This window comes from Candidatus Manganitrophus noduliformans (assembly GCF_012184425.1).
GTDB lineage: Bacteria > Nitrospirota > Nitrospiria > SBBL01 > Manganitrophaceae > Manganitrophus > Manganitrophus noduliformans.
The window spans coordinates 339305-352294 of the sequence record NZ_VTOW01000002.1 but is presented as its reverse complement, the minus strand read 5'-3'; the positions used below and the strand labels follow the sequence as shown (position 1 = coordinate 352294).

Here is a 12990-nt window from a genome sequence, read left to right as displayed (position 1 = left end):
TAAATGGGTAATTGGAAAAAGCTAGACTTTGCGCTCTCAGAAATATTGGCCGACACAAAGCTTGATCAATTGGTCGGAAACATCGTAAACGCCCTTGATACTTACCGGGCCGTTTTACCTTGGCGGGGCCTCGGAGCGACCGGCTTTGAAGCGGCGACCTCTGCAAACCTCACACATACCATTTCGGGAGGGATAGCCCTTGTAAACGGATTTTATATCGAGAAGGGCGACCAAGGCCACACCTACACGGCAAACAGGGACACCTATGTCGATCTTGGAATTGATGCAAACGAAGATGGAATTCTTGTTTTTAATGAAGTCCCAAATAATGATCCTGAACCGGGCTGGACGGGGTTAAGGCTCTTAAAAGTGGTAACAAACAGTACGGCGATAACTTCTGTTAAAAGCCTCATTAAAAGAGAATTAATTTTGCGTGAGGCTCTATGGGCTACGGGCCAGCTTGACTATTTAATCTTAAGCAACTCAACCGCTGAAACTCTGTTATTCCAAAAATCAATACCAATGGAAAGCTTTAATACCATTGCAGGGGGGGCAAACCCCGCAAGAAAGATGGTTATTAGGGTATTTGGGAGATATTTCAATAATTCCGGGGGGAATTCAAACTTCACTCTAAGATTGAAATACGGGGCAACAACGATTGGTCAACTCGTGTGGACCGCAGCAAGTCACGCCTCCGGAAATGTCCATATTCTCTCAGCGGAATTCAATATTCTTCTTGGGGATAACTGCTACTCGAAACTAGATGTAAGTCCGCTAATCTCAGATGCCGACCCATCCAGCGCGACAGGGGCCGGAACTCAGGTATGGGGAAAGTACGATAACATGGGTGAAGACTGGGTGGCAAGCACGCTCGACCTTTCTTTAACCGCTCAACATTCGGTGGCAAATGCAAACATCCAATTTGAGTTTAAGCATGTGTCCGTTGAATTAGTTTAATCATCTTGCTTTGATGGAGGATGGAAGGAAGGGAAGAAATAGAATTAATTTAACCCTTGGAAGGAGTCAAAGTGGAGCAAAACGAATCGGCCAACTCAGAATGGGCAAAGCCTCACACCCCGGATCAACGCGCAGAGATTCTTACCCAATACCGTCTTCTTGGTGAGAATTTATACGACGAACTGGAGAGCGCTGAATGTGCTCTTCTGACGCCGTTTCTCTTGGGCTGGTCTTCGGAAACAAGGTCGGCCTTTGACGATCTGAAAGGCTCCCATTCTTCCATTGAAGAGATGGAAGTTAAAATGAAGCGCTTCACCGATCTTCTCGGAAAGGACGCGTTCGCGCGGGGCTACCTGGCCGCCCGGATGGGAATAATTCCAAGTCAATGAACACTCCAAAAATTATTGTTCCTCCCCGGGCCGATGATGGCGCGGATTCGCGGCTCTTCGGAGCTCTGCCGGTCAAATAAGACACGTGTTGAGGGCGCTTGTTCTCCCCTCTTTTTCAGATTGTTTCATCCTAAACCCATATGGTATCATCCGAGGCCATGAAGAAAAAAACATACTCCCTCAGTGAATCCGCTAAAAAGCTCGGGATCTCCCGTCAATCCGTCTTGGAGGCGATCAAGACCGGAAAACTCAAAGGGCGGAAAGTCGCCCCACCGCCTCCCCGCAAAGTATGGGCTATCGATGCTGAAAGCGTTGACAGCTATCAAGTCTCGAAATCACACCAGACGCGGGGAAAAAACACTTCTTAGCCTGACAGTGTAAAGCTATTGACAGCCTGTCAATGTTAGGCTATCATCCCCATGTGATCAATCACATCAAAACAATCTTTTGGGGGGCCTTCTTCGCCTGGGTCGTGATCCGCTTTCTATGGGCGGTCTCGGTCACTCTGGCGGGATGATCCCAAGGGGGGGGCGATGAAGAAAGCGCTTCGAGCTTTTGAGAAATACATGACGATTGAGCGGGACCTATCAGAGAACACGGTCCGCACCTACCTCAGCGATCTAAAGCAATTCGATGATTACCTGAATGAAAATTCCCTCACCCTCGATGAAATGAACCTTTCCGAGATCCGGAAGTATTTGGGGCTGGCGTACGCTGAAATAGAACCCTCTTCGGCCGCCCGCAGGCTTTCGTCACTGAAAAGCTTTTTTCAATTCCTATTGAGAGAGGGGCGTATCGGGTTCAACCCCGTAAAGCTAATTCAGTCTCCCAAGCAGAAAAGCACCCTCCCGAAATTTGCCACTGTCGAACAGGCAAACCGCCTGATGTTGGCCCCGCTGGTTTCCGCCTGGCGCACCTTCCGAGATTTGGCAATTTTAGAAACCCTCTATTCAACAGGCATCCGCGTTTCGGAATGCGAGAACCTGCTTTTGGATAATATCGATTTCGAAGGGGGGCTAATTACGGTCATCCAGGGAAAAGGGAGGCGGGATCGTATCGTACCGATCGGGTCGAAGGCTATCATCGCGATCAAAGCTTATTTGAAGGTCCGGCCGTTCAAATCAAAATCGGTCTTCCTAAATAGCAGGGGGGAGCCGTTGACCGACCGGCAGATACATCGGATCGTCACCGAGTATTCAGTGATGATCGGCCGGCCGGATCTTACCCCGCACTCTTTGCGGCACTCGTGCGCGACCCACATGATCGAGGGCGGCGCAAATCTCATTGAGGTCAAGGAGATGTTGGGGCATGTCAGCGTATCGAGCACGGCGCGATATGTCCATATCGGGGTCGACACCTTAATGAAAGAATACCTCAAAGCCCACCCGCGGGCGAATCTCCCGGCGAAGAGGAGAAGCTTCGAGGTGTCCGGCGCGGTTCTCCCAGACGAAAAGCCGTCCCCTCGAATCATGGCCGAGCTAAGGCACGAGCAGGCGCGCTATGCCAGAGAAAACCACTGATCGAGTAAATAGGAGGCATCCCAAGAATCACGCCCCCCCAAGCGCAAGGAGGCCAAATGGAAAAACCCAACAAAGTAAACCCACCCACCTTGGACCAAATGAGCCGGGCCGTTGCGGCGTTCCACCGGGCCGCCCTCAGACGCAAGGAAAAGGGCAAGAGCCCCGCAGACCGAAAGAATCCCAATAATGAATCAGGACCGCAACAAGGGGAATCGATCGAGAGGCGTTGAAGCGGAAAATTTAGCGGTTTAACATCGAGGGGGTTTCGATGAGAACAAGCGGAAATAAAGTGACTCTTATCGAGAACAAGAACACGCCGGCGGAAGTGGCAAGGATCAACAGAGAAAAAAAGGAAGAAAAGAGGGGTGTCATTTTTCAAATCATAACCTCCCTCATGGATATGACACTTGAAGAGCTCCATCAGATGGAGGATGAGATCACAAAGGTCAAATGCAATCGCTTCAATCTACTTCGCTACCAGTACCAGTTAAGCGAAAAACAGAATGCGATCAATTGAGGGGCGCCGGCCGATTGTGGGGCGATTCTAAAGGGCTCAAGGGATTCGCCTCCCCAACGGCTCCCCGGAGGAGTGCGAGAAATGTAGTCAGAGAGCCGCCCGCTTTGTTGGGGTTCGTTGCAGCGGCTTTATGGGCGGTCGTTATCGCCCTGAGAGTCTACCTGGGGCAGTAGGAGGTATCCGATGAAATCAACGAGTAAAAGTAAACTTAAAAAGCTTGAGAGAACCGCTTACCATGAGGCGGGACACGCTGCGGCGAGTTATTTACTCGGCCGCCGGATATGTCGCGTTTCCATTGTGCCGGATTACAAAAATGGTAGCTTGGGGCACTCCGCAGGCCATCGTCTTCGGAATTTCCACCCCGATTATGACGAATCAGACAAGACCAGACTAAAGGTTGAACGGGAGATCATGATCTTAATGGCGGGAGAAGAGGCGGAATGGTTTTATTCGGGACGACGGAACAAAGAAGGGGCAAGGTCCGACCGCCACGAAGTTTTTAAATTGATGGGTTATATCGATGATGACCCCGACAGTTGGCGACTTTATTGTAAGTGGCTCCGAATTCGTACAAGGAGGCTTGTGATAAATCACATCCGTTGGAAAGTGGCTATCCCGGCCGTGGCTCATGCGCTGTTGAGCAAAAACAAAATGACTGGGGCGGAAGTGGCCGAAGCTATCCAGGCGGCAATTCAAAAGGAGATTGCCGCTTCCGTGGAGGCAAAGGCGGGGCCGATTGTAAGGCGATTCTAAGGGGCTCAGTCTTTCGAAGAGATGTCCCTCAACGGGGCGGAGAAGTCTTGACAGCGGGGCGCCTGCTTATCCGGGGGCGCTTTTTCTTTAATGATCGGGGATGCCGGAGGGGTGTCAGATTTGACCGGTCGGGCAATTTCCATTATAAACCATTGCCCCGCGGCGGTCTGAGTTGTCTTTCATACTCATTCCCTCGTTTCCTCTTCCCTCAAAACCGCTTTTACAAAATCCCTCTCTCTTACAATGAGAGGAAACGCGAAGCCGTTCCGCCTTCGACCGAGGGCCTTTTCGATCTTGTCTCCGAATCGGCTATATTTCCAGGTCTGATTGCCAAGATCTCCGACGATGAGATAATGCAAAGACCGGGTAACTGATTTTCCTACGATCCCCCCGCGGTCTAAAACGGTGTTCTCCGCCTTTCTTCTTGACCCAAATTGAAGGATTCCGGTAAAGACGAATTCTTTCTCCATAAAGCTGATCGTCGGGCCTGGGTCGAAGATCCCCTCGACCACCTTTGGCAAGTGAGGACCCGCGGCAAAGCGGGAGAGTGAATCGAAAAGGCGGTTTCGCTCTTCGGGAGTAACCTCGCCATCGTCCAGGATTTGGTTGAGAACGTCGCGGACCTCGCAAAGGGGCCATTGCTTCGTTTCCAGGCGATGAGCATCGATCCATTTCTTAAGTTGGTCAATCTCATTGTCGTCTATCTTGCCGTCGTAAATGACCGCGGCCGCAATGCCTTGAAGCTCTTGAACTGTTTTTTTGAGAAGGAGGGTTTGATTATAACGCCTCAGAAGATCTTGGTCTTCATCATAATCGATCTCATCCATGTTCCACCTCAAAGAAGGAGGGAAGAGAGGGATAAAGAGCTTTTTTGAATGGATCAACGGGAAGTACCGGGGCGGAAGTATTTTAGGATTGAATTTGAGGAGAAGTCAACGGAAAAAAGGCGGCCCGTCCGGATTCCCTCCCTCGTTTGGATCCGGCGCGGCGCGGCGCGGCGTAGGGGAGAGGGACCGGAAAGCCAGCGGCTGATGAAGTTGTGGGCCTTTGCGGTTGGGGACTGCATCCGGTGAAAAGGTACGGCGGGCGAATAGGGGCCGATTCTACGGGGTCAACTTCTTCAAGGCCCGGATCATCGCCGGGGGGAAAGAAGTGAAGACATGGAGCCACCTGCTTTTAAAGAGGTGTCTTTTTGGGGCGAGGACTACGCCGGGCGCGGTCGATCGTGGCCCCTCCAACCTGAGGGACTACATCCAGCATAATTGAGGACACGACCAGACGGGGGACTCCCTTTTCTCGGTGCCGGTTTGTTGCCGATTAAGTGCCGATTACACAGCAAAACAGGGAACAATCAGGAACAAAAGAAACAGGCTTTAAGCTATTGAAAGAAGAGAGAAAAGAACATCCTGGAACAATCGGTAATAATAAGGCAAAAGCGGCCTATTTCCGATTCCTAAACCGCGTGCCGGGTGTTCAAATCACCCCGGGGGCACCAAACCTTTCAAAGATTAGAACATCTGGAGGAGTGAGTGTCGCGTGGAAGCCGACTTTCCGCGCAATCATTCAAGCCGGATACGTGCGGTTGATTTATGTCAATTAGAATGGTATTATTCATGGCATGAAGACTACCATTGATCACGCTGGACGCGTCGTTGTGCCCAAGGCCATCCGTGAAGCCGCCGGCTTATCTCCAGGAACGCCGCTGGAGATCCGTGTGGTGGGCAGCCACATCGAGATAGAGCCGGCGCCTCTGCAGGTGCAATTGAAGCGGCGGGGGAAACTTCTGGTGGCCGTCCCGCAACAGGACGCCCCTCCCCTGACCGCAGAAGAAGTGGAAGCAACGCGAGAGGCCTTGTCCCAAGAACGCGAGCGAGTCGAATCCGAGGAATGAAGACACTTGCGGACGCTCATTGATACCAGTTGCATGGTTGCTGCGCTCTGCTCCTGGCACGAACATCATGAGGCCACCCGAATCGAGGTGGAGCGGTCTGCCCGAACAGGCGGTGCGATGCTGCTTGCCGCCCCCTCTCTGATTGAAACCTACGCCGTGTTAACCCGTCTTCCTGCTCCCCATCGAATTTCCTCTCAAGATGCATGGACACTGCTCGATGCCAATTGGGGAGAGGGGGAGGTGATCGCCTTGACGGCGACGGAGTACTGGCGGATGCTGCGCGACTGTCAGGGTGAAGGGATCACCGGCGGGCCGGTCTATGACGCCGTGATTGCCGCCTGCGCCCGAAAAGGTCGCGCGGACCGCATCCTGACCTGGAATGAAAAACATTTTAGCCGGTACCAGGGATCATTGGCAATCGAGACGCCGAAACGAAAGTGACCGCCAAATCGCTTCCCAGCCCGAGGATTCAATGTATCTCTCAATCCCAGCGTTAAAAGAGATCGTCATCGACACCCTTTCAAAGAAGACAAACATCCCCCGAGACCGTGTCAAAGAAGTTTTAGAATGCGACGGCCCCTGGACCGATCATGACCGATTTCTGATGAATACCTTCATGACCGCGCAACAACACGCGGAAGATTCGGGAGTCGATCTTTCCGCCGCGATGGGTGAGACCGCCGGCTTTACCGAGCTTGAAGGCGAAGAATCGCTCAAGAGCGCTGAAAGACTGGGAGAGGTTTCGAAAGAGACGGGCCAGCCGCTTGAAACGATTGAAGCGATCAATACCGCCTATTTTGATTTCATCGAAAATGTCACCGCGATGATGAAGAAGAAGTTCGGCAAGCGCGACCCCCCTGAACCGAATCAGTGAGATTTAGATCAAGGAGGGATCGGTATAAACAGCGACGAAATTTTCTTCCTTTAAAGTCATTTCGTCCGGAATTTCTGCGTTACAAATCCTTTTCAGACGGAAGAGGCGGGAGACAGTCTTCTAGAATCGCACCGCCGCCGATCGATCAGCCCCAACCCTTTCGGTAAAATCTCCTCTATATTTTTATGCTTTCCTCCGTGAAGGTTTGCCTTTAGCGGATCGGCCGCAGGCCCCCCCCTCTCTTGCGGACCGAGTTCATATTGATTAAGATCGAAAAGAATGCCCAAAGCAAGCGCATGATTTTTCCCGCAAGCGGATCTGCCGTCTTGTCCAGGCAAACAAGAGGTCGATGAAGCTGACATTTTTAACACAGACTTGTTCTCCGGCCGTTCGTTACGGCATTGCCGTTGTGTCGAGTCTCGCGGCCTTTTTTATTACTGAACTGTTATTTCCGTTCTTTCTCAGCCCTGTTTTCTTTTTCCCCTATATTGCCGTAATGATCAGCGCCTTGTGCGGGGGGTGGGGACCCGGTCTGCTCGCCACCCTGTTCTCCGGCGCGTCGTTTGTCTACTTCTTTTTACCATTGACCTTTGATCCCGCGGGCAACTGGGAAAGAGAGCTGATCCGGCTGGGGCTTTTCTTTCTTTTTTCATTGCTCGTCGCTTGGATCAGCGCCTCCTTTCGCTCCGCATACAGAGCGGCGGAGATCGCGCGTGCGGAGGCGGAGGAGGCCAACCGTTTTAAATCGCGCTTGGTCTCGAACGTCTCACACGACCTGCGGACCCCCCTCAACGCCATTATCGGCTATAGCGATCTTCTGCTCGGCGGGACGTTTGGTCCTGTCTCTGAAGACCAGGGCCCTCCTCTGGAAGGGGTTCGGCGGAACGCCGGAGATCTCCTCAAGATGGTCAACGATATCCTCGATCATGCCAGGATCGAATCGGGGAGGGTGTCGGTGGAGGTCGGCTTCATCGAGATTCCTTTTTTGACCAGGGAGGTGGTGGAGGAGATCAGCCCGCTGGCCGATCAAAAAGGGCTCTCTTTCCATTGCCGCCTGCCGGATCGGCTTCCGACGATCGAGTCGGACGGAATGAAGATCAAACAGATCCTCGTCAACCTTCTCTCCAATGCGATCAAGTTTACGGAGCGGGGAGAAGTCAGGATCTCCGTAGAAAATCGGGAGGAGGAGAAGGGGATTCAAGTCGTGGTCCAGGACACGGGGATCGGAATCCGGCCGGAGGCGCTTCCGAATATATTCGATGTTTTTTATCAGGTCGAGGGAGAGGAAAAGCCGAAGGGGAGCGGTTTGGGGCTGGCGATCGTAAAAGACCTTGTCTATCTGCTGAAAGGGAACATTGAAGCGGAGAGCGAATACGGAAAGGGAACGACCTTCACCCTCTTTCTGCCGTACCGGTTTTCCGCCTGAACCGGGGAGAGGTACACCCAACGCTTTTGTTTGAGAAGAAAACCCCGGGGCTTCCGCTCCCGGGGTTTTCCAAGGAGATCGAAGGGAGGATCGCGTCGCTCGCTCCCTCCAACGGCCTCTCTTATTTTCCTTGCCCCTGAGTCATCCCTCCCTGATCTTGAGGGGTGATTTCGATCGCTCGGAGGACCAGAACCATATTCACCTTATCCCCCTTCTTAAACCCTTCCATCTGTTGCTTCGCCTGGCCTTCGACGTTAAAGCTGTTCACGGCCCCTTTCTCCGTTTTGATATCGATCGTTCCGGCCTGTTTATCGATATTGACCACCTCTCCGGCGAGTTTTCCCCTGGTCAATGTCATCGCGCCTTGTTGGTCATTCGGTCCCGCCCCCTTTCCGATATCGGTCAGGGGAACGATTTCGATCACCAACAGATCCGGCGGGGGAACTTGGCTTTGCATCTGCTCCTGCTGCGCTTGTCCTTGCGCATGGGGTTGTCCCTCCGCATGCGGCTTTCCCTGATCGGCCCAGGCGGGGAGCGCCAGGGCGACGGCAAAGATGAAAGAGACGAGACTTAAAAAGGTGGTAAAGCAACGCTTCATATGATCCTCCTTTTCATGTTAAAAACGCGAACTGCATCACATCGCAGCCGAGTTGCCACTTTCCTGAAAATGGAGGGGATTTTTATACGGCGAACCCCTCCTGCGCCGGTTTATTTCGACGCCTCCGATCCGGCCTTTTCCCCCTCTGCCGCCTCTTCTCTTATCTGCGCGGTGAAGTGAAGCGACTCTGCAATCACCACCGGGTGGCTGACCGGGTAATCCGATTCAACCTTTGGATCGAGCGCGGCGCCGATCTCTTCCTGTATCTTCTCCGGAATGTATCGTTGGACCCTGCCGGTGATTTGAACGAAGTCCGCTTCGATCACCTCGGCGCGCTCCGGGCGGTCCGAAATTTCGGGAAAATCTTTGGCGGTAACGACCAGCAGTTCATCGGAGGAAGCGTCCGGGGATCCAATCGTGAAGGCTTTGGGTCCATACACCTCCTTGATCTCGCCGCTCACCGTCACCTTTTTGCCGATATATGCATTGGGCGTTGCAGTGATCTCATTCACCGTCGCGCCCGCCTCGCGACCGGCCGGCTCTTCGATCTCCCGCTCGCACCCAAGAGGCAATCCGATCAACAGTAGAAAGAGGATAACAAGGCCGAACCGCGCCGTGCCGACAGATCGGCGGACGGATGATTTGCGAGGAGATTTTTTAAAAGCATCGACTCGGTTCAATCGATTCATCTCACTCTCCTCGTCCCCCCTCAATAGGATTTTCCATTCGGGAGGAGGGCCGGGCCTCCTTGGGGTTCTGCCAGGGCCAGCGTCCCTCCAGTTCCACTTCCAAAGCGATGCTGAGAAACGTCCGAATCAAAACGATCAGTCCGAGAACAATTACATTCTCCAGCGTCGGCGCGACCACCACCGTCCGGATGATGTCGCCGGCGACGAGGAACTCCAGCCCCAACAGAATCGCCCGGCCCAGATCTTGTCGATAGTGCCGGTAGGAGCGGCCGGGCGCCGCTCGCATCCGGAAGCAGAATCGGCCGGTGGAAAAAAGCGCTCCGATGACAATGATGACGACCCCAACGGCATCGACCCCGGTGCCGATGATCTCCATAAACCTGCGAAACTGCGCCATCAGATATACAACGATTCAGATGCTGTAAGCGGGAAGCCACGGTTGAGTTATAAACCTCTTCAGCGCGTGGCCAGTTACCCGACGACGAAAGGAATGCTGACCATTCCGAACGTCTCTCCGGTCTCCGCGTTGACCAGCTCGGCGTTCACGCTGAAGCGGGAGACATCCTCCCCGATATCCTGAAAGTAGAAAAACCCCCTGACGCGGCCGTTGTCTTCGAGAACCCCCTCCGGGATTGCCTTTCGAATCATGTCGTCGGTCGGCAACTCCACCGGCCAGCGCGCGTAGTGGCGGCGATAATAGAGCGGATCGAAGAAGAACGGATCGGACCAGGTGCGCAGGTGCGGGCCGTAGAAGGGGCGGTGATAAGGGGCCACATAGAAATCGCGGTGAAAGAAACCGGGGGTGAGCGGCGTCGTGGGAACCGGCTCCTCCGTGGTCGCTTCGATCTGATGAGGGGGAAGGGCGTAGGAGCGAAAGCCGGCCGGGCTGACCAGGACGAAGTTGTTGTAGCGGATCTGGATCGGCTTGCCGCTCCGGTTCTCGATCGTCGCTTCGATCGGGGTTAAGATCTCTTCAAGGTTGGCGGGACGTCCGGACCAGGTGTCTCCCTTCGCGACCATCCGGACCCCGTCCGCCAGGCCGATCGCCCCTTTCTCCTCTCCCGGAACCACCCTCGCCTCCGGCGCCGGCCTGATTTCAGGACCTTGGGCACAGCCTGCAATGACGGCCAATCCAAATAGAAATAAAAAGAGCGCTCCGGACCCCCAGGGTCCCTGCCTCCAAATAGGTGCGATCTGCCGTGATGTCATGGCATTTTCTCCTGTTTAATCGAAAGGAAGATGCCGCCGTCCGCCGCTCGGATTGGCGGCATCCCTTAAAACCTCTTCCGGCGCACAGTTCATCGGGTTAAGGCTCGGCGAACTCTTCATTGTCGATGATGCCCGGATCGTCGAATTCTCCGACCCCTCCGCCGAAGTCATCACCCATCAACGGCTGCTCGGTGACCTCTTTTGCGATGATCACCGGGTCACCCTCCTGCGCTTGCGCCTGCAGCTCCGGGCTCAGCGCGACACCGAGATCCCTTTCGATCTCGGTGGGGGAGAATCGCCGGACCGTTCCGGTGACTTCGACGAAATCGCCTTCGTCCGCTTTGTTGGATGTCAAAGATTGATCTTTAATGACAAGCAGGTCTTGTCCAAAGAGCCCCTCTTCATTGAGGATGAATGCCTGGTTTCCATGAGATTCCTCGATTTCACCGCGAACGGTCACCTCTTCTCCGATATACTCGGACGGGCTCTCAATGACTTCCGTCGTTCTGACGGTATCCGACTCGGCCATCTCTCCGGTCGAAGCGCACGCCGTCAACATCAGAAGCGAAGCGAGGAGTAGACCTCCACCGAATCGAGTCATTCCCGTCTTCTCAGGTGATCTCCTGGAACGATATTGAGCAAAACGAATTCGATTCATAATTTCTCCTTTTTATTAAAAAGGCCTGTGTTTATTAATAAGGCCTGTGACTTGCCTCGATAAGTACTTTCGGAAGAATGGCGGATGTGTGAGAGCCCTTTCGTCGAGGGCGCTCTTCACCGAATCGCACCCCATTACAGACCCGGATCTTCGACCCCCGGTTCCAGCGGCGCTTCGCCGGGCTCGGCCAAGTGATCGTCGTTCATCCCCGGATCGAAGCCGGGCGCAAGTGGATCGTCGATTCCAGGCTCCAGCGGATCGCCGAATTCGTCTTCCTCCAGGCCCGGGTCGATTCCGCCGCGGTCATCCAACGGTTCATCGAGGCCGGGATCAATAAACGGATCATCGTTCAGGCCCGGCTCTTCCAGTCCCGGCTCGAACGGGTCTTCAAGGCCTGGATCAAGCGGTTCTTCGAATCCTGGATCGGTGAATTCATCCTCCGTCCCCGGATCAAATCCTCCCCGATCATTATCGAATGGCTCCTCGAATCCTGGGTCGGTGAATTCATCATTGTTCAGAGGGTCCTCAATACCCGGCTCGATCGGCTCTTCGAATTCAGGGCCGGTGAAGGGTTCATTTTCTAGATCGGGATCGATTTCCCCGCCCAGCCCCTCATCTTCCGGGAGGGGATCTTCGTCGACAATCAGGAGAGCGCCAGGCCGATTCTCTTCGCTCTGCAGCCGTTCGATCCCCGCGGCATTGGCCCCTTTTTCCGTCGGGAAAAGGACCGTCCAGAGAAAGAGGGCGGCGAGGAGAAGTCCATTTCCGAAACGGGTCGCTCCGAGAGGCCCCTGCGATCTTCTTCCTCTGACCGGATCAAAATCGTCTCTTCGCATCATGCCTCCTCAACATTAATTATTCGCTTGTCGGCAAAATAATTTACTCTGTTCCACCGCGCGGCCACTCTTTTGACCCTCTTGCGGTTCCGGAGTGATCGGCTTTGCAACAATGACGAAAGCGGCTTGTCGCTGATGACCGCTCCTCTTGAACTATTCTTAATAGGAGTCTTTTAAGATTAGTGTAGACAACCTGCTGTTGCCGGCACAATTCGTTAAGAAGGAGTATGCCGAGGTCATCCAATAGACAGCACCCCCGGTCGAGGGAGGCGGCTTCTTCCTCTGATGGAGTGAACCGCAAGCATGATGAGGATGGGAAAGAATTTTCCCCGATGACAGGTCCGTGATGGGGATCGGCGAAGCATAAGCAACTGAGATAATGCCCATTTGATCGAGTTGACCCCGGGGATCGCAATGCTTTTACACTAAAAGTGGGGGTCGGACGTTTGATTATACGACCGATCCGTTGACCTAGAGAATGACGGAAGGAGACCGATGCTTTGGCCGATACTGATTCTGCTCGCCCTCTGGGCGCTGGGCCTCACGTTCAACTTCGCCGGGGGGATCATCCATTTCCTCCTGGTCGTGGCGGCCGTTTTACTCCTCGTTCAATTGTTAATGGAAAAAAAGAGCACCACCGGTCCGCCTCCATAAGGGAGATCCTCAACGGTTC

General features: G+C 53.8%; 18 protein-coding genes. 11 read left to right on the top strand and 7 right to left on the bottom strand.

What is annotated here, in order from left to right; genetic code table 11:
• The first annotated feature begins 3 nt into the window (after positions 1-3).
• The 5 genes from MNODULE_RS11005 (at position 4) to MNODULE_RS10985 (ending at position 4136) form a co-directional block, all read left to right on the top strand.
• Positions 4-957 carry a hypothetical protein gene (locus tag MNODULE_RS11005; protein WP_168059713.1) on the top strand — a complete coding sequence of 318 codons (954 nt, stop codon included), beginning with the start codon at positions 4-6 and terminating at the stop codon, positions 955-957.
• 71 nt (positions 958-1028) lie between these two features.
• On the top strand, positions 1029-1346 hold the full coding sequence (locus tag MNODULE_RS11000) for a hypothetical protein (RefSeq protein WP_168059711.1): 318 nt from the start codon (positions 1029-1031) through the stop codon (positions 1344-1346).
• A 533-nt stretch (positions 1347-1879) separates the two neighbouring features.
• Positions 1880-2866: a tyrosine-type recombinase/integrase gene (locus MNODULE_RS10995; RefSeq protein ID WP_168059709.1), complete on the top strand. Its 987-nt coding sequence runs from the start codon at positions 1880-1882 to the stop codon at positions 2864-2866.
• 268 nt (positions 2867-3134) lie between these two features.
• Positions 3135-3383: a hypothetical protein gene (locus MNODULE_RS10990; RefSeq protein ID WP_168059707.1), complete on the top strand. Its 249-nt coding sequence runs from the start codon at positions 3135-3137 to the stop codon at positions 3381-3383.
• A gap of 183 nt (positions 3384-3566) precedes the next feature.
• Positions 3567-4136, top strand: coding sequence for a hypothetical protein (locus tag MNODULE_RS10985; RefSeq protein ID WP_168059705.1), 570 nt, complete (start codon positions 3567-3569; stop codon positions 4134-4136).
• Between the two features lie 185 nt (positions 4137-4321).
• Here MNODULE_RS10985 and MNODULE_RS10980 read toward each other — a convergent pair whose 3' ends face one another.
• On the bottom strand, positions 4322-4963 hold the full coding sequence (locus MNODULE_RS10980) for a BRCT domain-containing protein (RefSeq protein WP_168059703.1): 642 nt from the start codon (positions 4961-4963) through the stop codon (positions 4322-4324).
• A gap of 494 nt (positions 4964-5457) precedes the next feature.
• On the opposite strand from MNODULE_RS10980, the gene MNODULE_RS10975 reads away from it, so the two are divergent.
• The 5 genes from MNODULE_RS10975 to MNODULE_RS10955 all read left to right on the top strand — a co-directional run bounded on the left by MNODULE_RS10975 (position 5458) and on the right by MNODULE_RS10955 (position 8327).
• Entirely contained in the window at positions 5458-5736 is a 279-nt protein-coding gene (locus MNODULE_RS10975; RefSeq protein WP_168059701.1) for a hypothetical protein, read from the top strand.
• Between the two features lie 18 nt (positions 5737-5754).
• Positions 5755-6027 (top strand): AbrB/MazE/SpoVT family DNA-binding domain-containing protein, encoded by a 273-nt coding sequence (locus tag MNODULE_RS10970; RefSeq protein WP_168059699.1) that lies wholly within the window; start codon positions 5755-5757, stop codon positions 6025-6027.
• A 6-nt stretch (positions 6028-6033) separates the two neighbouring features.
• Positions 6034-6468, top strand: a complete 435-nt coding sequence (locus tag MNODULE_RS10965) for a PIN domain-containing protein (protein WP_168059697.1) — start codon at positions 6034-6036, stop codon at positions 6466-6468.
• A gap of 31 nt (positions 6469-6499) precedes the next feature.
• Positions 6500-6901: a hypothetical protein gene (locus MNODULE_RS10960; protein ID WP_168059695.1), complete on the top strand. Its 402-nt coding sequence runs from the start codon at positions 6500-6502 to the stop codon at positions 6899-6901.
• A 349-nt stretch (positions 6902-7250) separates the two neighbouring features.
• On the top strand, positions 7251-8327 hold the full coding sequence (locus MNODULE_RS10955) for a sensor histidine kinase (protein ID WP_168059693.1): 1077 nt from the start codon (positions 7251-7253) through the stop codon (positions 8325-8327).
• Positions 8328-8448: 121 nt separating this feature from the next.
• On the opposite strand, the gene MNODULE_RS10950 is transcribed toward MNODULE_RS10955, so the two are convergent.
• The 6 genes from MNODULE_RS10950 to MNODULE_RS10925 form a co-directional block, all read right to left on the bottom strand.
• Positions 8449-8925: a hypothetical protein gene (locus MNODULE_RS10950; RefSeq protein ID WP_168059691.1), complete on the bottom strand. Its 477-nt coding sequence runs from the start codon at positions 8923-8925 to the stop codon at positions 8449-8451.
• Positions 8926-9035: 110 nt separating this feature from the next.
• Positions 9036-9614: a hypothetical protein gene (locus tag MNODULE_RS10945; protein ID WP_168059689.1), complete on the bottom strand. Its 579-nt coding sequence runs from the start codon at positions 9612-9614 to the stop codon at positions 9036-9038.
• Between the two features lies 1 nt (position 9615).
• Positions 9616-10011 carry a DUF1622 domain-containing protein gene (locus MNODULE_RS10940; protein WP_168059687.1) on the bottom strand — a complete coding sequence of 132 codons (396 nt, stop codon included), beginning with the start codon at positions 10009-10011 and terminating at the stop codon, positions 9616-9618.
• 74 nt (positions 10012-10085) lie between these two features.
• Positions 10086-10823 (bottom strand): hypothetical protein, encoded by a 738-nt coding sequence (locus tag MNODULE_RS10935; RefSeq protein WP_168059685.1) that lies wholly within the window; start codon positions 10821-10823, stop codon positions 10086-10088.
• 97 nt (positions 10824-10920) lie between these two features.
• Entirely contained in the window at positions 10921-11424 is a 504-nt protein-coding gene (locus MNODULE_RS10930; protein ID WP_168059683.1) for a hypothetical protein, read from the bottom strand.
• Between the two features lie 191 nt (positions 11425-11615).
• Positions 11616-12320 (bottom strand): hypothetical protein, encoded by a 705-nt coding sequence (locus tag MNODULE_RS10925; protein ID WP_168059681.1) that lies wholly within the window; start codon positions 12318-12320, stop codon positions 11616-11618.
• 492 nt (positions 12321-12812) lie between these two features.
• Here MNODULE_RS10925 and MNODULE_RS10920 point away from each other — a divergent pair, with 492 nt between their 5' ends.
• Complete coding sequence (locus MNODULE_RS10920) at positions 12813-12971, top strand: lmo0937 family membrane protein (protein ID WP_168059679.1); 159 nt, start codon at positions 12813-12815, stop codon at positions 12969-12971.
• Positions 12972-12990: the final 19 nt, after the last annotated feature.

Coding starts and splice junctions, on each gene's coding strand:
- MNODULE_RS10980 (WP_168059703.1), bottom strand. CDS start 4,963: ATGGATGAGATCGATTATGATGAAGACCAAGATCTTCTGAGGCGTTAT.
- MNODULE_RS10950 (WP_168059691.1), bottom strand. CDS start 8,925: ATGAAGCGTTGCTTTACCACCTTTTTAAGTCTCGTCTCTTTCATCTTT.
- MNODULE_RS10935 (WP_168059685.1), bottom strand. CDS start 10,823: ATGACATCACGGCAGATCGCACCTATTTGGAGGCAGGGACCCTGGGGG.
- MNODULE_RS10925 (WP_168059681.1), bottom strand. CDS start 12,320: ATGATGCGAAGAGACGATTTTGATCCGGTCAGAGGAAGAAGATCGCAG.
- MNODULE_RS10985 (WP_168059705.1), top strand. CDS start 3,567: ATGAAATCAACGAGTAAAAGTAAACTTAAAAAGCTTGAGAGAACCGCT.
- MNODULE_RS10945 (WP_168059689.1), bottom strand. CDS start 9,614: ATGAATCGATTGAACCGAGTCGATGCTTTTAAAAAATCTCCTCGCAAA.
- MNODULE_RS10970 (WP_168059699.1), top strand. CDS start 5,755: ATGAAGACTACCATTGATCACGCTGGACGCGTCGTTGTGCCCAAGGCC.
- MNODULE_RS10955 (WP_168059693.1), top strand. CDS start 7,251: ATGAAGCTGACATTTTTAACACAGACTTGTTCTCCGGCCGTTCGTTAC.
- MNODULE_RS10930 (WP_168059683.1), bottom strand. CDS start 11,424: ATGACTCGATTCGGTGGAGGTCTACTCCTCGCTTCGCTTCTGATGTTG.
- MNODULE_RS10995 (WP_168059709.1), top strand. CDS start 1,880: ATGAAGAAAGCGCTTCGAGCTTTTGAGAAATACATGACGATTGAGCGG.
- MNODULE_RS10940 (WP_168059687.1), bottom strand. CDS start 10,011: ATGGCGCAGTTTCGCAGGTTTATGGAGATCATCGGCACCGGGGTCGAT.
- MNODULE_RS10920 (WP_168059679.1), top strand. CDS start 12,813: ATGCTTTGGCCGATACTGATTCTGCTCGCCCTCTGGGCGCTGGGCCTC.
- MNODULE_RS10990 (WP_168059707.1), top strand. CDS start 3,135: ATGAGAACAAGCGGAAATAAAGTGACTCTTATCGAGAACAAGAACACG.
- MNODULE_RS10960 (WP_168059695.1), top strand. CDS start 6,500: ATGTATCTCTCAATCCCAGCGTTAAAAGAGATCGTCATCGACACCCTT.
- MNODULE_RS11005 (WP_168059713.1), top strand. CDS start 4: ATGGGTAATTGGAAAAAGCTAGACTTTGCGCTCTCAGAAATATTGGCC.